At 61.3% G+C, this 17,275-nt stretch carries 17 protein-coding genes; 11 read left to right on the top strand and 6 right to left on the bottom strand.

What is annotated here, in order from left to right:
- The 3 genes from VMA09_03870 to VMA09_03860 all read right to left on the bottom strand — a co-directional run.
- A partial coding sequence (locus VMA09_03870; GenBank protein ID HUA32714.1) for a tetratricopeptide repeat protein occupies nt 1-215 on the bottom strand: 215 nt, incomplete at its 3' end.
- 224 nt (nt 216-439) lie between these two features.
- On the bottom strand, nt 440-1,582 hold the full coding sequence (gene ispG, locus VMA09_03865) for a (E)-4-hydroxy-3-methylbut-2-enyl-diphosphate synthase (GenBank protein HUA32713.1): 1,143 nt from the start codon (nt 1,580-1,582) through the stop codon (nt 440-442).
- Between the two features lie 48 nt (nt 1,583-1,630).
- Nucleotides 1,631-1,963, bottom strand: a complete 333-nt coding sequence (locus tag VMA09_03860; GenBank protein ID HUA32712.1) for a carboxymuconolactone decarboxylase family protein — start codon at nt 1,961-1,963, stop codon at nt 1,631-1,633.
- 146 nt (nt 1,964-2,109) lie between these two features.
- Between VMA09_03860 and VMA09_03855 the strand changes: the two genes are divergently transcribed.
- From VMA09_03855 to VMA09_03830, 6 genes are all read left to right on the top strand, one after another.
- Nucleotides 2,110-2,850 carry a methyltransferase domain-containing protein gene (locus tag VMA09_03855; protein ID HUA32711.1) on the top strand — a complete coding sequence of 247 codons (741 nt, stop codon included), beginning with the start codon at nt 2,110-2,112 and terminating at the stop codon, nt 2,848-2,850.
- A 265-nt stretch (nt 2,851-3,115) separates the two neighbouring features.
- Nucleotides 3,116-3,562 carry a hypothetical protein gene (locus VMA09_03850; protein ID HUA32710.1) on the top strand — a complete coding sequence of 149 codons (447 nt, stop codon included), beginning with the start codon at nt 3,116-3,118 and terminating at the stop codon, nt 3,560-3,562.
- Between the two features lie 113 nt (nt 3,563-3,675).
- Nucleotides 3,676-4,884 (top strand): CoA transferase, encoded by a 1,209-nt coding sequence (locus VMA09_03845; protein HUA32709.1) that lies wholly within the window; start codon nt 3,676-3,678, stop codon nt 4,882-4,884.
- A 347-nt stretch (nt 4,885-5,231) separates the two neighbouring features.
- Nucleotides 5,232-5,828: a hypothetical protein gene (locus VMA09_03840; protein HUA32708.1), complete on the top strand. Its 597-nt coding sequence runs from the start codon at nt 5,232-5,234 to the stop codon at nt 5,826-5,828.
- On the top strand, nt 5,828-6,376 hold the full coding sequence (locus tag VMA09_03835) for a hypothetical protein (protein ID HUA32707.1): 549 nt from the start codon (nt 5,828-5,830) through the stop codon (nt 6,374-6,376). The genes VMA09_03840 and VMA09_03835 overlap by 1 nt, the downstream gene beginning before the upstream one ends.
- A 155-nt stretch (nt 6,377-6,531) precedes the next feature.
- Nucleotides 6,532-7,680: an FtsX-like permease family protein gene (locus tag VMA09_03830; protein HUA32706.1), complete on the top strand. Its 1,149-nt coding sequence runs from the start codon at nt 6,532-6,534 to the stop codon at nt 7,678-7,680.
- 2 nt (nt 7,681-7,682) lie between these two features.
- Here VMA09_03830 and VMA09_03825 read toward each other — a convergent pair whose 3' ends face one another.
- Complete coding sequence (locus VMA09_03825) at nt 7,683-8,495, bottom strand: enoyl-CoA hydratase/isomerase family protein (GenBank protein HUA32705.1); 813 nt, start codon at nt 8,493-8,495, stop codon at nt 7,683-7,685.
- Between the two features lie 328 nt (nt 8,496-8,823).
- Between VMA09_03825 and VMA09_03820 the strand changes: the two genes are divergently transcribed.
- From VMA09_03820 to VMA09_03805, 4 genes are all read left to right on the top strand, one after another.
- A complete protein-coding gene (locus VMA09_03820; protein ID HUA32704.1) occupies nt 8,824-10,110 on the top strand; it encodes a 3-hydroxyacyl-CoA dehydrogenase family protein in 1,287 nt (428 codons plus the stop codon).
- 20 nt (nt 10,111-10,130) lie between these two features.
- Nucleotides 10,131-11,360, top strand: a complete 1,230-nt coding sequence (locus VMA09_03815) for an acetyl-CoA acetyltransferase (protein HUA32703.1) — start codon at nt 10,131-10,133, stop codon at nt 11,358-11,360.
- Between the two features lie 619 nt (nt 11,361-11,979).
- Nucleotides 11,980-13,476, top strand: coding sequence for a CoA-acylating methylmalonate-semialdehyde dehydrogenase (locus VMA09_03810; GenBank protein HUA32702.1), 1,497 nt, complete (start codon nt 11,980-11,982; stop codon nt 13,474-13,476).
- Nucleotides 13,477-13,484: 8 nt separating this feature from the next.
- On the top strand, nt 13,485-14,651 hold the full coding sequence (locus VMA09_03805; protein HUA32701.1) for an acyl-CoA dehydrogenase family protein: 1,167 nt from the start codon (nt 13,485-13,487) through the stop codon (nt 14,649-14,651).
- Here the strand turns inward: VMA09_03805 and VMA09_03800 are convergent.
- Nucleotides 14,619-15,341, bottom strand: coding sequence for a phosphatase PAP2-related protein (locus VMA09_03800; GenBank protein HUA32700.1), 723 nt, complete (start codon nt 15,339-15,341; stop codon nt 14,619-14,621). The genes VMA09_03805 and VMA09_03800 overlap by 33 nt on opposite strands.
- Nucleotides 15,342-15,358: 17 nt before the next feature.
- The gene (locus VMA09_03795) at nt 15,359-16,186 is read right to left on the bottom strand and encodes an enoyl-CoA hydratase-related protein (GenBank protein HUA32699.1); all 828 of its coding nucleotides are present in this window, start codon (nt 16,184-16,186) and stop codon (nt 15,359-15,361) included.
- A gap of 145 nt (nt 16,187-16,331) precedes the next feature.
- On the opposite strand from VMA09_03795, the gene VMA09_03790 reads away from it, so the two are divergent.
- A complete protein-coding gene (locus VMA09_03790; protein ID HUA32698.1) occupies nt 16,332-17,111 on the top strand; it encodes an SDR family oxidoreductase in 780 nt (259 codons plus the stop codon).
- Nucleotides 17,112-17,275 lie beyond the last annotated feature (164 nt).

Raw genomic sequence — 17,275 nt, 5'->3', positions numbered from 1 at the left:
CTCGCAGCGTAAACCTGTCCCAATGCGTTCCAGGCCTCAGGCCAGTTCGGATTGATGCTGACTGCGTGTTTAAAAGCAGGCGCCGCGCTTGCCGGATCGTTCAAACCGATCCCATAGGTATTGCCGAGATAAAACCATGCGGTCGCATTCTCAGGCTCCGCCTGTGTCCATCCCTGCGCATACGAGAGCAGCCCATTCCAATCTTTCGATTGCACCTAAGCATTGGCGCGCCCTGCAGCGAATAGCCCTGTGCGAAGGAAGAGTTTGCGATCAGGACGAGTACTAACAAAGGAAGTCCAATTGCAGCGAGACCTTTTCTAATCGCCATCGCATCGCTCGACTGTCATATGACATGCTGTTTACATGCCCGGCCTTCGATCCCTCTGCTTATCCTGGGAGAGGGAGCTCAGCGATGAGCATCGGGAGATGGAGATGAAGTTCAATTCGCGGCGGCGCTATCGGCCTGGCGTTGCGCTATCAGTTTGTCAAGTTCGGTGCGGAGCTTGGGCAGAACCTCATCGTAGCCGAAGAATCCGATCTTGCGATCCTTCTTTTTGAGGTTCACCGTCGTCGGCCCGCACCATAGGCCGAGGTCGGCGTCGTCGGTCTCGCCCGGGCCGTTCACGCGGCAGCCCATGACCGCGATCGTAATCTTGTAGCGGCGCGCGTACTCGGTGAGTTCCTTCACCTGCTGCGCGAGCTCGACGAACTTCTCGTTCTCGACGCGCGAGCACGACGGGCACGAAATGATGTTGAGGCCCGGGAGATCCGGCACCGAGATGAAGCGGCCCTGCTTCACATCTTCGATGATCTTGTGGCCGACGATTACTTCCTCGTGCTTGCGCTCGTTGGGCAGCGTCAGCGAGACGCGGATCGTCTCGCCGATACTCTGCGCAAGCAGCTTCTCGAACGCGACGCGGGTCTTGGTGATACCGTCGGGCGGGAGTCCCGCCTCGGTAACTCCGAGATGAATCGGCACGTCGGGACGGCGCTCGGCGAAACGGCGGTTGGCCTCAATAACCTTGTTGGGATCGGAATCCTTGAGCGACACGACGAAGCGCGTGAAGCCGTACTCGTCCATCAAGTCGCAGTGATACGCGGCGGACTCGACGATCGCGCTCAACTGGTCGCCGGGATACTTGTCGAGAAAAGCGGGCGCGACCGAGCCGCAATTGACACCGATGCGGATCGCGAGGTTGTTGTCGCGCGCCACGCCGGCGAGCCACTTCACCTTCTGCTCGATGGTCTTGGCCTTCTCGATATGATGCAGATGGCCCGGGTTGTAGCGGATCTTGTCGACGTGCGGCGCGACGCGGTCGGCGATCTTGTAGTTCTCCTGCAAATCGACCGAGAGCACGACGCCCTTGGTCTGTTTGCGGATCTCGGCCAACGCCGGAATCTCTTTTTCGCTGTCGACCGCGATTCGAACGATCCCCGCGCCGGCGCGGGCGAGCTGATGCGCCTGCGCTACCGTCTGATCGATATCGATAGTGCGCGTCGCGCACATCGACTGCACAACGACGGGTGCGCCGCCGCCGACCATGGTTCCGCCGATATCGACCTGCCGGGTCTTACGAGCCACGCTTGCCTGAGTCATCTCTAATATCGTGCCCGACAGGTGAAAGCGTTTCTAGTGCTTATGTTCTGCCGCCACCGCCATCGCGATCGCGCCGTGGCTGAAGGCCGCGCCCGCGCGCATCGCAGCGGCAACCCATACCGCCTCAGCGATCTCCTGGTCGGTGCATCCTTTTTCCTTGGCGCGCGAGACGTGAGCCTCGATACACCACGGGCACTGCGTGACGTGTGCGGCCGTGATCGCCATCAGCTCCTTGGTCTTGCTCGGGATCGCGCCGTCCTTGAAAACCTGCTGATCGAATTCGAGAAAGCCCTTGAAGGCGTCGGGCGCGTTCTGGCGCAGTTCGCGCAGGTGCTTAGAGGTATCTTTGCCGTAGAAATCTGCCATGGCATTTGCTCCCCGGGCGGATCGATTCAGCCCGAATGTTTTCTCAGTTGAAGCTCGCCCGAGCATAGCAAGAGTCCCCCGCGCCATGCATCCGCTGATAGCGAATAGATTCCGCAACTGATTAAGTGCGATCGGGACGAATCACCATGACGACGAATTACGATCCGATCGCAGAGCAATACAAGATGTCGAAGCTGCAGCCGTGGCGCGCCCACGTCGAAGGCTTCATCCTGCTGAAACACATTGGCGATCTTTCAGGTCTCTCGGTCATCGATATCGCGTGCGGCGAGGGATTCTACACCCGGATGCTGCGGCATCGCGGCGGCGCGCAAGTCACGGGCGTCGATCTGTCGCGGGAAATGATCAACCTCGCGCGCGCGAGTGAAGCCGAGCAGCGGCTCGGAATCGACTATCGCGTTGGCGACGCGCGCAATCTCGGACTCGACGCTTCATATGACATCGCCGTCGCGGCGTACCTGCTGAACTACGCGCACGATCGCGCGGAGCTGGCCGCCATGTGCAATGGGATCGCGCGATGCCTCAAGCCGGGCGGGCGTTTCGTGACAGTGAACTGCAATCCGGAAAATTACTTCCCCACCGCGCCGTCGTATCGCAAATACGGCTTCGAAACGACGCCGGTCGGCGAATGGCGCGAAGGCACGCCGATCACATGGCACTTCTTTCTCGAAGATGGCCGCGAGTTTGAGATCGAGAACTACTACCTCAGTATCCAGACCCACGAAGAACTCCTGCGCGCGGCCGGCTTTCGCGACATAAGGTGGCACCGCGCGGAGCTCTCACCCGAAGGTGAGAAATCCTACGGGCGGGAGTTCTGGCAGGACATGATCGATCGACCCCCGCTCATCTGCATCGAAGCTCTGCTCTGATCACGGTTCCACGACTGCACTGCGCGTACGCGATAGCATTACGCTGTTTGATGACGCGCGGCTCGGACTTTAATCCAAGGCGCTTCGTCGAATGCCGATTTTCATTACGACATGCTGATTCCCTTGCAATGAAGCTTTGTTCTCATTATGTTTCGTATCCCGACCGAGACATTAGCTCGGAGCGCGCGTCGCATAAGGGAGGCTGGAGGTGCGTATGCGCAGAAAATATATTGGGATCCGCGCGAGCGGCGGCGGAGGTTGAGCCATGCAAGAGCTTAATCAGCCAGCGGCAGCATCGGATTCGAGACCGTTCCCCGACGTTATCCTTCGCAGCCAGTTCTTCGAGCTGGTCGGTACACGGGCGCTCACCAGTGAGCAGCGCCTGATGCTCGCCGTGCTCGCCGACGCGATCAACGTCGTGCAGGAATTTCACAGTGCGCAGAATCTCCGTAAGCGCAACTGCTTCAACGAAGCCTGGCACTGGATCTTCGGCCGCAGCCCGTCGTCGCCGCTCGCCTTCGAGAGCGTATGCGACGCGCTGGGCATGGATCCCCAAGGGCTGCGATGGAGGCTCAAGGAGATGGTGACCACGGGCCGCGTATCGCCCATCAGGCTGCGCCTCAAGGAGGCCAGCCGGATGCAGCGGCTCACGGTCAATCGCGTCAGACGGCGGCATCCGAACCGGATGCTGCGTGCGGCGCGCTCACACTAGAACTCGTTCGGCCAAGCGGTGGGGCGCATCCCACCCTTGCGCCACGGGTTTGCACGGCCGGCGACTCCTGCTAGCAATTCGTTTCTGAATCGAATTCGAAGGGAGACTCGCGTATGGATCGTCCGCTGTCGGGCGTGAAGGTGGTGGAGCTTGCGATGTGGGTGGCGGGACCGTCAACCGCAGTCGTGCTGGCGGACTGGGGCGCCGATGTTATCAAGCTGGAGGATCCCAAAACCGGCGACCCGACGCGCGGCTTCGTCACGCGCTCGGTCGCGGATTCGAACGTCAACATCCGGCCGGCATTCGAGCTCGATAATCGCAACAAGAGGTCGGTGGCGGTCGATCTGCGCAGCGGCGGCGGCCAAGCCTTCGCGCACAAGCTGATCGAACGCGCCGACGTGTTCATCACGAGCCTGCGCCTTGAAGCGATCGCGCGCATGAATCTCGATTACGCGACGCTCTCGGCGCGCAATCCGCGGCTCATCTACGCGTCGCTCAACGGCTACGGGCATCGTGGGCCAGACAAGGATCGTCCCGCATACGACTACGCAGCGGCATGGGCGCGCTCAGGCCTGATGGCGACAATTGCGCAACCGGGCCAGCCGCCGCCGGCGCAGCGTCCGGCGATGATCGATCATCCTGTGGGTGCGAGCCTTGCCGGCGCGATCTCGGCAGCGCTCTTCGCCCGCGAGCGCACCGGCCGCGGCCGTGAAGTGAGGATCTCGCTCTTCGCGATGGGCCTCTGGATGAACGCGACCGATCTCACGGGCGCGATGCTCACCGGCAACGCTCCCGTCGCGGAGGATCGCTCCGAACGCATCAACCCGATGTGGAGCTCATACAAGTGCCGGGACGGCAAATGGGTTTATTTCGTAATGATCCAGAGCGATCGCTTCTGGCCGGACTTCTGCGCCGCGCTCAATCCCGCATGGCGCGATGATCAGCGTTTTACCAGCGCAGGCTCGAGAGCAAAGAACTGCGCGGCGCTGACTGCAGAGATCGACGCTGCCTTGGCGCAGCGGGGATTCGCCGAATGGGCGCCGATCTTCGACCGGCACCATCTGATTTGGGCGCCGGTCCAGACCGACGCTGAGGTCCTCAATGATCCGCAGGCCGAGGCGATCGGCGCATTCGCCCCCGTCGATCATCCAACGCTCAAGAACATGCGCCTGGTGAACAGCCCAGTAGAGTTCGGCGACGACCAGCCGCCAACGCATCGCCTCGCCCCGGAACTCGGCCAGCACACCGAAGAAGTAGCGCTCGAAATCGGCTATACTTGGGAAGAAATCACCCGCCTCAAAGAATCCGGCGCGCTCGGCTAAAAGATCGGACTCACCGCCAAGACACGGAGAACAGCAAGTTTCAAAACTTTTAACTTCGTGGTCTTTGTAGTCTTCGTGCCATAGTGGTGATCATTTTCTTCTTGCTCTGAACGAACGTTCCGAACGCGATGGCAGGGTTATAGAGTGCACGTCTTGCACATCCTTGAATCGCTATCCTGAGCGTCAGCTAGCTTCGCCGACACCGCGTCGAAAAGCATCGCCAGAACCGGATGCCAGCGCCTAAACGCGTGAAATTATTGGGTTTCCTTGCGTTTGTGCGCCTTCATTTGACTGAACGCGATGTGCCTCAATATGATCGCAGCACCTGCATCCGGAGGCTCTTCATCGTGCGAATGCTGGTTCCGCCGATCTCTTACCGCCGGGAAATCGACCATGGCCTGTCTGAGTTCTTCCGGACTCATCGCGTCGCGTCGTTTCGCCGTGCGATTGCGGCGCTCTGCCGCTATTACGGCGTCAAGCGTCCGCGCGTCGAATGGTTCGAGTATATCGATTGGGGCAAGACCGCGGGCCGCACCTACGAAGACGGGCGCATCCATCTGGTGCATCCGATGCGCTGGAAGCGCGGCCGCATCTACTATACAGAGCGGCTATGGGTGCAAATGATCTATCACGAGATGGGTCACTTCCTGCTTTGGACCGATGCGGAGCGTAAGGCCGATATGTTTGCGCGGCGAATGATCACGGGACTGCGTGCACGCGCGCGCCGCGCGAAGCGCACCGCGGCGCGAAGTACTGCAGCGAGCCGTCGCGTCTCCGAAAAGCGTATCGCGGCGCGCAAAGCCGCTCCGCGGCGCGCCGCCAGCACTCGATCTGCGGCGCGCCGGGCGACAGCCTTGGCCGGAGCGCGTCGGCGCTTGAGCGTCGCCAGCTTGCGCCGCGCGCGCAATACCAAGCCGAGGCGCCGGGCGCGCGGGATCTCCTGATGGCCCACAAGCCTAACGTCGAAAATCGCTGGTGGGTTGAGACCGTCGTCAAGAAACCCAAGAAGGTGAAGGACGAGGCGGAGATGCCTCAGCTGCCGATCGCGATGTCCTTCTACCAGGTCGCGCGCGATTACGATCAGGATCGCGCCAAGGACGATCTCACCGACAACAATCTCCGCATCGCGCGCGCGGCGAATCCCGAGCCCGGCGAATGGGTTTATGTTGCGATGACCCCCGACCAGTATCCGCAGCATCTGGTCAAACGCATTAAGGACGAGTTCCGCCTCCCGCGCGAGGCGCGCGGCGTCGTACTCGATCACGGGCGGCTACTGAGGCTCCTCATATGCGGCCCGCAGCTCGAGGACTGGATGATCGATGTGACGATGTACGACGAACCGTCGGTCGACGTGTACGTCTGGAGCGTGATGCATCGCGAGCGTATCTTCCGCCGCGCCGAAGAAGCGCTGCGCCAGGCCCGCAAGTGGGCAATCAACCTGCTGCAATATCCCCCACCCAGAGACGAACCTTTCCGCGGCGCTTTACTATAGTCAGTAGCGCCTTCCTGGTGTCATCTCGATGAACTGGCCGTCATCGCTGGCCGGATGACGGACTCGAACGCAGCCAGCGACCACTATTAGAAGCAGATCGAGCGCCACTGCAATCGTGATGCATGCGGGTGTAGCGTTGAAGCCGGTGACCTTCGATGCTCGCCCTGCTCCCGCTGCTCTTGCGCAATATTACCCGGAATCCGCGGCGCACTATTCTCACGATTCTCTCGATCGCCGTTTCGATTTTTATCTTCGCCGCGCTCATGAGCCTGCCGAGCCTCGTCAGCCAGATCCTTCGCGAGCGAGCCAACTCGCTGCGCCTCGTCGTGTACAACAAAGGCGGATACTTCAACACGACGTTGCCGTCGGCCTATGCCCGGCGGATCGAGAACATCGATCACGTTGAACGCGTGATCGGCGAGTCGATTTTTCTCGCCACCTATCGCAATCCCGACGACCAGGTGCCGGCGCTCGCCGCCGATCACGAGCACTTCGCCGAGGTCTTCAGCGACTACGGAATTAATAAGCAGTCAGCGGATGCTTTCGTGGCGGAGCGCACAGGCGCGATGGTCGGGCGCACGCTGATGGATCGCTTTCATTGGAAGGTCGGCGACCAGGTGATGCTCCACGGCCTCAACGTACCCGTCGATATCCAACTCAAGGTCGTCGGCCAGCTAACCGGCTCGACCGCGAGCTTCGTCGTCGTATTCCATCACGACTACCTCGACCAGGTGCTCAACAGTCCGGGCACCGACAACATCTTCTGGGTCAAGGTCGATCACGCACAGAATATTCCCCAGGTCATCCGCGATATCGACGAGACTTTCGCCAACGCGTCGTTCGAGACCAAAACCCAGTCCGAGCTCGCGGTCTCCGAGAATCGCGTCGCGCAGATGAGCGTGCTGCTGAACGGCGCGAAGTTCCTGGCGCTCGTGGTCGTAATTGCGATCGGCCTGGTCGCCGCCAATACCGCCGCGATGTCGGTGCGGGAGCGGCGCCGCGAGATGGCCGTGATGCGCTCGATCGGCTTCACGCGCAGAGCGGTCGTTGCGATGGTTGTGGCCGAGGGAATGGTGATCGGCATCGTGGGCGGAATCCTCGGGTGTGGCGGCGCATGGATCGGACTCAAGTTCCTGCCGCACGCCTCGGCCTCAATCGGGATGCTGGCCTACGCGATCTCGATTCCGCACAAGAGTATCGTCAACGGAATCGCGATCGCCGCCGCGATCGGCGTCGTCAGCACCTTTATTCCGGCCGAGTCAGCAACCCGCGGCGATATCTCAACCACGCTCCGCGCAGTTTGAATCTATTTCTTTTTGCCGAGAGCTTTTTCGCGATACTTGGTGGCAGCGGCGCGGGACTCCTCTTCGCCGAACGAGCCCATCAGCACGTCGCCGTCTGAGAACGCCGTCGTGCCGGTGCCCATCGCGCGCACTACCGAGTTGACGTGCTCTTTGGTGATCGCGATCGGCACTGATGGCATCGAGATCAGTTGCTGAGCCAACTCCTCGACCTCGTGTTGCAGTCTCGAAGCGGGAACGACGCGATTTAGAAATCCGACCGCCTTGGCCTCCGCCGGGCTGAAGCGGCGGCACGTCATCACGAGTTCCTTGGTGAGCGCCGGTCCGATCTCACGCACCAGACGCGGGATGCCGCCCCATGCGAGCGGGATGCCGAGCTCGATTTCCGGGATGAAGAACAATGCGTCCTCGGCCGCCACGCGCAGATCGCATACCGCCGCGAGCACGAGCCCGCCGCCGACCGCATAGCCGTGAACCTGCGCGATCGTGACGGCGTGCATGTTCTCAAGCGCGTCGGCCGCGCGCAATCCGAGCTGTCCCGCCTCGCGCCGTGCGAGCCATGAGCCGCCGCTGCTGGCAGTCGCTGCAGCAGCGGGAGAATCCTTGAGATCGGCGCCTGCTGAAAACGCGCGCCCCGCGCCGCTCACGATCACGACGCGCAAATCGCGATGCGTATCGAACCAGCGCGCCGCCTCGGCCAGCTCGCGCAGCATCGTCGCCCCGATCGCATTCAGCCGCTCCGGCCGATTGAGCGTCAGCCGCCCGAGCGGCCCTTCGATTTCGACCTTGATCGTCTGGAAATCTCGAGTGTCAGTCACGCTGTTGTACCTCAGCTGCTATATGCAAGGTTGACCTGTACCACAGCGCGGGAATCCAGAGCGACGCCAGCGCCGGCCGAATTCCGCGTGACGAGGTCGGACAGGCTGAAGGCATCGCGCAGCCTAACGGGTGTTCGGTAGGGCCTTTCGCCTGTGGCGCGGCTCATCGGGCTCGGATAACATTTCTGCGATCCAGCCCGGCGGAATCGTTCGCAGCCTGCATGAGCTCGATTTCTCTGGCGCCCCTACACTGGCGCAGGCGCCCGGCGATGATCACATTTAAGAAATGCCTCTGACGCAAAAATCCAAACGCGGGGAATAGAATCGCTTGGCCGATAACAACAAGGTCGTAATTCTGGGCGCGAACGGCACGATGGGCGCGGGTGCGGCATGCGTCTTCGCCGGCGCGGGCTATGACGTGACGATGCTCGCGCGCGACGACGCGAAAGCCAAAGAGGGCCTCACCGATACGCAGAATGACGCGCGCGCCGAGGCGATCGCCGAGCGGATCAGGCTCGGGTGCTACGACAAGGACCTCGAGCGCAGCGTCTCCGAATCCGCAATCATATTCGAGTCGCTGGCCGAAGACCTCGCGCTCAAGAAAAAGTTCTTCGAGCTGGTTGATAAGTACCGTCGCCCCGATTCTGTCGTCGCGACCGGCTCATCTGGACTTTCGATCGCGGAGATGGCGCGCGGGCGCAGCGATTCCTTCCGCCGCAACTTCCTCGGTATCCATCTTTTCAATCCGCCGCACGTGATCGTCGGCACCGAAGTTATCCCTCACGGCGACACCGATCCCGCCGTGGTCAAAAACGTCGTCGCGATGCTGACCAAACATCTCGGGCGCAAAGTGATCGTGACCAAGGATCGCCCGGCCTTCGTCGGCAATCGCGTCGGATTCAAAGTTCTCAACGAAACGGCGCAGCTCGCCGGCGAGCATGGCGTTGCGTACATCGACTATCTAATCGGCCCGCATACCGGGCGCGCTATGGCGCCGCTTGCGACAATCGATCTCGTCGGATGGGACGTGCACAAGGCGATCGTCGATAACGTCTTTGCCAACTGTGAGGACGAGGCGCACGAGTGCTTCAAGATGCCCGCCTACATGGAAAAAGGCCTCGCCGCGGGATGCCTCGGCGACAAGACTCCGGAGCGCGGTGGCTTCTATCGCAAGGAAGGCAAGGCCGTCTTCGCGCTCAATCCGAAAACCGGCAAGCATGAAGCGCTCGAGAAGCCGGCGCCGATCGAATTCGTCGAGAAGATGAAGTCGCTCAACCGCGTCGGCAAGTATCGCGCGGCGATGAAGGTCTTCGCCGAGGCCGAGGGTGCCGACGCCGACTTGTGCCGGCGCGTCGTGCTCGGCTATGTGAGCTACGGGCTGAATCGCGTCGGCGAAGTGGCCGAATCGCCGGCCGATGTCGATACGATCATGAGCTACGGTTTCAACTGGGCGCCGCCGTGCGCGCTGGTCGATCTGCTGGGCGCCAAAAACACGGTCGCGCTCTTGAAGAATGCGAAGCTCGTGGTGCCGCATGCGATCGAGCAACTCGCGGCCAACGATGGTAAACTGTTCAAAGGCGGCGTGCTCGAATACGGCCGCACGCTGGTCGGCTAGAATCGAAGAAGGAGCTCGCGATGGCTAAACCCGTTTATGTCCTTGGTGGCGCGCAGACTGACTTTGCTCGCAACTGGTCTAAAGAGGGCAAACATTTTGTCGCGATGATGCGCGAGGCAACGCTCGGCGGTCTCGAGGCCACGAAGATCGAACCGCGCGAAGTCGAGACTGCGCACGTCGGCAACTTCGCCGCCGAACTCTACGCCAAGCAGGGTCACGTCGGCGCGTTCTTCGTCGAGATCGATCCACAGTTTTCCGGGATGCCGACCTCGCGGCATGAGGCCGCCTGCGCCTCGGGATCGATCGCGCTGCTGGCGGCATCGGCCGAAATCGAGGCGGGCCGTTACGATCTCGCCTGCGTATGCGGAGTCGAGCAGATGAAGACCGTTGATTCCACCACCGGCGGCGACTATCTCGGCACCGCCGCATGGTACGAGCGCGAAGCCAAGGGAATCGAGTTTCCCTTTCCAAAACTCTTCGGCCGCCTCGGTGACGAATACGACAAGCGCTTCGGCCTGAAGGATGAGCATCTCGCGCACATCTCGGCCGTCAATTATTCCAACGCCAAACGCAATCCCAACGCGCAGACGCGCAACTGGTTCATGAGCGAGAGCCACGCGCAGCAGCAGAGCAAGTTCAACACTGTGATCGGCGGGCGCATCAAGGTGAGCGACTGCTCGCAGGTAACAGACGGCTCGGTCGCGGTCTTCCTGGCGTCGGAAGAATTCGCGACGAAGTGGGCCAAGCGCAACGGCAAGAGCCTCAGCGACATCCCGCGCATCCTCGGATGGGGCCATCACACCGCGCCGCTCGAGTTCGAGGCCAAAGTCCTCGAGAGCAAGGATGATCCTTACGTGCTGCCGCATACGCGCCAGACGATCCTCGACGCCTTCAAGCGCGCCGGTATCGCGGGCGTCGAGCAGCTCTCCGCGATCGAGACCCACGACTGTTTCACCACCTCCGAGTACATGGCGATCGATCACTTCGGTCTGACCAAACCGGGCGAATCGTGGAAAGCGGTGGAGGAAGGCGTGATCGAGATGGGCGGCAAGTGCCCGATCAACCCGAGCGGCGGCCTCATCGGCGCCGGCCATCCTGTCGGCGCGACCGGAGTGCGCCAGATGCTCGACGTACATCGCCAGCTCACCGCCACCGCCGGCGACTACCAGGTAGAAAACGCCAAGACGATGGCGATGCTGAACATCGGCGGCAGCGGCACCACCAGCTGCGTCTTCATCGTCGGCAAGTAGGAAGTTGCCGGGCCGGCAACGCTAGGTAAAGCGCGAAAGCGATTCACGTCGCGTGATGCGAAGACTCGCTTTCCGTGCCCTCGTCTGCAAGCCGAAGTTGAGCTTGGAAACGAACGCGAAGGGCACATCGCGGACAATCATCCAGACCTGTTGCCAGACCATCGCGACCTCTTAGCGAGTACGCTTGCAGATCCCGACTAAGGATCAGCAGGCGTTTCCGATCGGCGAGGCTGTTCACTCGCTTCCACGCTAACTTGAAAGGCGGGAAGCATCTGACTGTATTAGTCGTGAGTGACGCCGCTTCGAGCCGCCGCTGGCAGACATTCTTTACATCAGCAAGTGCGCGCCATACGCGGGGCAGGAATCGGAGGAGATTGGCGATGAAACTATCGCCCGACTCAATCCAGACACCAGCGAAGTCGAAAATCTTGAGGTTTTGTTTTTCTCGGCTCGCCTCCTTCGCGGCGACACATTTGAAGTTCCCCTAAGCGCGGAACTTCGCTTGGCTGCAAAAGAATAGAACGATCCTAAGAGTTGTGCGCGGCGGGTTGCGAGAGCAGTCCGCCGTTTTTGTTTTTAATGAGCTTGCGGCTCGTGCGTTTTCGCGGGACAAGGATGCATGGACGCGATCGCTCATTTTATCGGCGGCTCTTCATTTGCTCACGGCGGCGGCGAGCTCGGCGAGGTCTTCAATCCCGCGACTGGCAAATGCGCTCGCAAGGTTCTGATGGGCGGCGCGGCGGAAGTCGATGCCGCCGTGAAGGCGGCCGCGGCGGCATTTCCAAGTTGGGCTGCGACTCCCGCTCCCGCGCGAGCGCGCGTGATGTTCGCGTTCCGTGAACTGCTCGACAAACACTCGAGCGAGATCGCGGAGATCATCACGGCCGAGCACGGCAAGGTGCTGTCCGATGCGCGCGGCGAAGTGACGCGCGGCCTCGAGGTCGTCGAGTTCGCGTGCGGCATCCCGCAATTGCTGAAGGGCGAATTTTCCGAGCAGGTCGGGCGCGGCATCGACTCATGGTCGATGCGCCAGCCGCTCGGCGTGTGCGCCGGAATCACGCCGTTCAACTTTCCCGCGATGGTGCCGATGTGGATGTTCCCGGTCGCGATCGCTTGCGGCAACTCCTTCATCCTCAAGCCCTCTGAGCGCGATCCATCTGCGAGCGTGCGAATCGCCGCGCTGCTCAAGCAGGCCGGTCTGCCTGACGGCGTCTTCAATGTCGTTCATGGCGACAAGCGCGCCGTCGATGCGATCCTCGAACATCCCGGAATCGCGGCGGTGAGCTTCGTCGGCTCGACTCCGATCGCGCAGTACATCTATGCAACCGGAGCGGCGCGCGGAAAACGAGTGCAGGCACTCGGCGGTGCCAAGAATCACATGATGGTGATGCCCGACGCCGACCTCGACCAGGCCGCCGATGCGCTAGTCGGGGCGGCATACGGCTCGGCGGGCGAGCGATGCATGGCGATCTCGGTCGCTGTTGCGGTCGGCAGAGCCGGCGACGCGCTCGTCGAGCGACTCGTGCCGCGCATCGAAAAATTGAAGGTCGGTCCCGGCACTGCGGACGGCGTCGAGATGGGTCCGCTTGTCTCGCGACAGCTCGTGGAGCGGGTCAGCGGCTATATCGATTCCGGCATCAAAGAGGGCGCAAGGCTCGTGCTCGATGGCCGCGCACTCAAGGTTCGCGATCACGAAGACGGATTTTTCATCGGCGGATGCCTCTTCGATCAGGTAACACCCAAAATGAAGATCTACCGCGAAGAGATTTTCGGCCCAGTGCTCTCCGTCGTGCGCGCTCCCGATTTCGAAACGGGGCTGCGGCTCATCAACGAGCACGAGTACGGCAACGGCACTTCGATCTTCACGCGCGATGGATGCGCGGCGCGCGAGTTCACGAGCCGCGTTCAAATCGGGATGGTGGGGGTGAACGTGCCGATCCCGGTGCCGATGGCTTTTCACAGCTTCGGCGGATGGAAGCGATCGATCTTCGGCGACACTGCGATGCACGGATCCGAAGGCATCCGCTTCTACACGCACCTCAAAACAATAACGGCGCGATGGCCCGAGCATGAGCATCGCATGCGGGCCGAGTTCGACATCCCAACCACGAAATAGGCTTGCCGATGGCATCTGACGCCGCGCGACTCCTCGAATCCGTCATCGATCTCACTCCCGCAATCAGCGCGCGCAGCCTCGACATCGAATCGGGGCGCCGTCTTCCGCTCGATCTGCTGGTTCAGCTTAAATCAGCCGGATGCTTTCGGATGTTCACGCCGAAAACTCATGGCGGACTCGAAATCGACTTCCCGACCAGCATGGAAATTATCGAGGCGCTTGCAAGGGCGGACGGCTCGACCGGCTGGGTCGTGATGATCGGATGCGAAACGCCGATGCTGCTCGCGCTGATGTCGCCGAAACGCTTCGACGAGCTCTATGCGCCGGGGCCGGACTTGATAATCGGCGGTGGTTTCGCGCCTCGCGGCCAGGCGGAGCGGCAGGGCGACAAATACATAGTCAGCGGCCGATGGGCTTTCGCCAGCGGATGCCAGCACGCCGACTGGCTATTCGGCAATTGCGTAGTTACCGAGAATGGTCAAGCGAAGCCAGGCGCGATTCCCGGCGCTCCCGAAACACGCGCGATGATGTTCGCGCCGGAGCGCGGCAGCATCATCGATACCTGGTCGGTGAGCGGACTGCGCGGTACCGGCAGCCACGATATCGCGGTCGAGAATCTCACTATCTCCGGCGAAGACACTTTCGATATCTTCGGCGGCAAATCCACTATTCCTGGCCCCTGCTTCGCCGAGCCTTTGCTTTACGCAGCACTGCATATCGGCGCCGTCGGACTCGGAATCGCGACCCGAGGCGTGGAAGAGATACTCAAACTCGCGGCGACGAACAAGCAGCGGCTCTATACTCAGTCAACGATCGCGAATAGCCAGTTGTTTCAGTATCGCATAGGGCATGCTGAAACGACCGTTCGTGCAATCCGCGGACTGTTGCGCAGCGAAGCGGAACTGGTTTGGAAATCCGCCTGCGAAGGCCGCGTGGTGCCGCCCGCCGAGCGCGCACGTATCATGGGCAGTGTCACATGGTCCGCGCATACTGCAGCTTCTGTCGTCGATACCTGTTATGCGGCCGGCGGTGGAACGGCGCCTTACGAGACGTCGCCGCTGCAGCGCTGCCTGCGCGATATTCATACGCTGACGCAGCATGCTGCCGTTGCGGAGACGTGGCTGTCTGGCGCTGGTGCCGCGCTACTTGGCGACCAGTCGGGTTTCCAGCTCTGAGGTTGAATCGCTCGCGCCCGTGATGCGGTTGACCAGGTTATCGAACATAGTATCCAGCTTGGGCGATACTTTCACGGCCAGAGTGAACGCGGTCACCGCCGCGAAAATGCCGGTGATCACGTCCGCAGTATAGTGAAACCTCATTGACAGGATGCAGAAAATCTCAAACCCGACCATTATAGTGGCAAGAATGACATAGATTTTGTTTTTGTATCCGCGATGGCCGATTTCCAAAGCGCTCAACGTTGCGGACGCGGTATGGCCTGAAAAAAAGAAATCGAAAGTCGTGTAGTAAGTGACTATCAGGGAAGGGAATCCCGGATAGTGCCAGATCATTCCCTGCGGGATCGGTGCGCTGACGAAGATTTGGCTGAACTGGCGAAATAGCAGGATGAAAAATATCGCGACTGTCGGCCGGATAGTCTCACCGAATATCCCCCACAACACCATGCCGGTTAATACCAGGTCGATATGTCCAGATGTCGCTATTAGTACCGCATTGGCTATGTGGTCATGGTGATGCAGGAACTCATTGACCGGGGCGAGCAGCGCGTGGCCGCGATCGAATGACGTTCCTCCCATTGCTCTCTTGGCATGATCGAGGATGGTCTGGCTGCCATGCCATGTCATCAACAGGAGGAACGCCAGGACAAACTTGATCGTCGCCGCTACCGCAAATCGCCGTTTCATCCGCTGTTAAATTCTCTCTACTTCGCGCGCACGAAGTTAGGCTTGCGCTTTTCGACGAACGCTCGCACCGCTTCTTTGTGATCGTCGGTGTTAAACGTCATCATCTCGTACGCGAGCGACGCGTCCATTATCAGGTTGGCCTGCTGCTTCAGCCATTTGTTAACCGACAGCTTGCTCCATCTGATGGCCAAAGTCGGGCCGTCGGCCAGCTCCTGCGCGAGCGCGCGCGCCTTGGACATCACCTCATCGGGTGCGACTGCATAGTTGACCATCCCGATGCGGCCGGCTTCAGCGCCGTTGATGAAATTGCCACGCATCAGGAATTCCTTGGCGCGATGCGGCCCGATGAGCAGCGGCCAGATGAGCGCGCCGCCGTCGCCCGCAACGATTCCAACTTTGACGTGCGTGTCGGCGAAGCGCGCCTTTTCCGAGACGACCGTGATATCGCACAGCAGCGCGAGCGTTGCGCCGAGGCCGACCGCGTCGCCGTTGATCGCGCCGATAATCGGCTGCTCGACATCGAGCATGTTCTCAACGAGGCGCCGTCCGTTCGAGGCCGCGATCGGGCCACGCCCGCGTCCCTTGCCTTTCTTGCCGCCGCCCGCCAGGTTGCCCTCCGCCATCCCTTTGACATCGCCGCCGGCGCAGAACGCGCGCCCCGCGCCGGTCAGAATGATCGCATTGACGTCGTGATCGGCGCGCACATCGATCCAGATCTGCTCGAGCTCGTGATGCACGATGCCATTAACCGCGTTGAGCGAGTCGGGCCGGTTGATCGTGATGGTCGCGACCCGGTCGACAACGTCCACTTTGAGGAATTCGTAGTCGCTATAGTCGATTCCCATAACCGTGGCCTCCTGCTGTTTGTCCGACTCTATACAACCTTCGGCGGGCGCTTGCCTATCGCGCTGCTCACGCTTGCGGGCCGCGATGAAGTAGATGTAAGAGCGGCACGCGGTCGACGCGCCGCGCGAGACGAAGGAGATGCAAATGGAACCGATCAGAAAGCTGAGCCGCTCGGTCAAGGATCGCGTGGCACTTATCACCGGCGCCGCGAGCGGGATGGGCCGCGCCACGGCGCACGTGTTCGCGTCCGAAGGCGCGACGGTCGCGATCACCGATATCAATGAAGCTGGTCTCGCGCACGTGCTGCACGAGATCAAAGAAGCAGGCGGCAAGGCCGAAGCCTGGAGGCTCGACGTGATGAATCACGATGAGATCAGATTCGTCGTCGCCGAGGTCGCGGAGAAGTTCGGCCGCCTCGATATCATCGTCAACAACGCCGGCTTCGGCGCGTTCCATCCGCTCGACGGTCCCGAGTACGACAGGATTTGGGATCGCGCGCTGACCGGTCTGCTGACTTCGCAACAGTGGCTGGTGCGCGCGGCGCTGCCGCATCTGCGCAAGTCCGACGCGGCGCGAATCGTCAATATCGCGTCGACCGAGGGCCTCGGCGCTACTCCCGGCGACAGCCCCTACGTCGCCGCCAAGACGGCGGTGACGGGACTCACGCGTGCAATGGCGGTGGATCTCGGCCCCGAGGGAATCACGGTCAACTGCATCTGCCCGGGACCAATCCGCACGAGCCTGACCGATGCGATTCCCGAGGAGCACAAGACGATCTTCGGCAAGCGCCGCACGGCGCTTAAGCGTTACGGCTATCCCGAGGAAGTCGCGCACATCACCTTCAGCCTCTGCCTGCCGGCATCGTCATACATAACAGGCGCAGTAATCCCAGTTGATGGAGGGTTAACAATCCGCAACGCTTGATGCATCGTCGTCGTACTCAAAGGGGAGGACACGTGAGGATTCGCAGGGTTCTCCTTTGTGTGATTGTGATCGCGACAGCCGCTTTGTTGCGGCCATCGGCGAACGCCGCGCGCGCACCGTTCCCGATCAAGAACGATCAAGTGCTATCGCCGGCGATCGGCTAC

This window comes from Candidatus Binataceae bacterium (assembly GCA_035508495.1).
Lineage (GTDB): Bacteria > Desulfobacterota > Binatia > Binatales > Binataceae > JASHPB01.
The sequence above is the reverse complement of the archived record's forward strand: the minus strand, read 5'-3'. Positions and strand labels throughout refer to the sequence as shown.

Coding starts and splice junctions, on each gene's coding strand:
- VMA09_03860 (HUA32712.1), bottom strand. CDS start 1,963: ATGGCAGATTTCTACGGCAAAGATACCTCTAAGCACCTGCGCGAACTG.
- VMA09_03855 (HUA32711.1), top strand. CDS start 2,110: ATGACGACGAATTACGATCCGATCGCAGAGCAATACAAGATGTCGAAG.
- VMA09_03850 (HUA32710.1), top strand. CDS start 3,116: ATGCAAGAGCTTAATCAGCCAGCGGCAGCATCGGATTCGAGACCGTTC.
- VMA09_03845 (HUA32709.1), top strand. CDS start 3,676: ATGGATCGTCCGCTGTCGGGCGTGAAGGTGGTGGAGCTTGCGATGTGG.
- VMA09_03835 (HUA32707.1), top strand. CDS start 5,828: ATGGCCCACAAGCCTAACGTCGAAAATCGCTGGTGGGTTGAGACCGTC.
- VMA09_03830 (HUA32706.1), top strand. CDS start 6,532: ATGCTCGCCCTGCTCCCGCTGCTCTTGCGCAATATTACCCGGAATCCG.
- VMA09_03815 (HUA32703.1), top strand. CDS start 10,131: ATGGCTAAACCCGTTTATGTCCTTGGTGGCGCGCAGACTGACTTTGCT.
- VMA09_03810 (HUA32702.1), top strand. CDS start 11,980: ATGGACGCGATCGCTCATTTTATCGGCGGCTCTTCATTTGCTCACGGC.
- VMA09_03805 (HUA32701.1), top strand. CDS start 13,485: ATGGCATCTGACGCCGCGCGACTCCTCGAATCCGTCATCGATCTCACT.
- VMA09_03800 (HUA32700.1), bottom strand. CDS start 15,341: ATGAAACGGCGATTTGCGGTAGCGGCGACGATCAAGTTTGTCCTGGCG.
- VMA09_03795 (HUA32699.1), bottom strand. CDS start 16,186: ATGGGAATCGACTATAGCGACTACGAATTCCTCAAAGTGGACGTTGTC.
- VMA09_03790 (HUA32698.1), top strand. CDS start 16,332: ATGGAACCGATCAGAAAGCTGAGCCGCTCGGTCAAGGATCGCGTGGCA.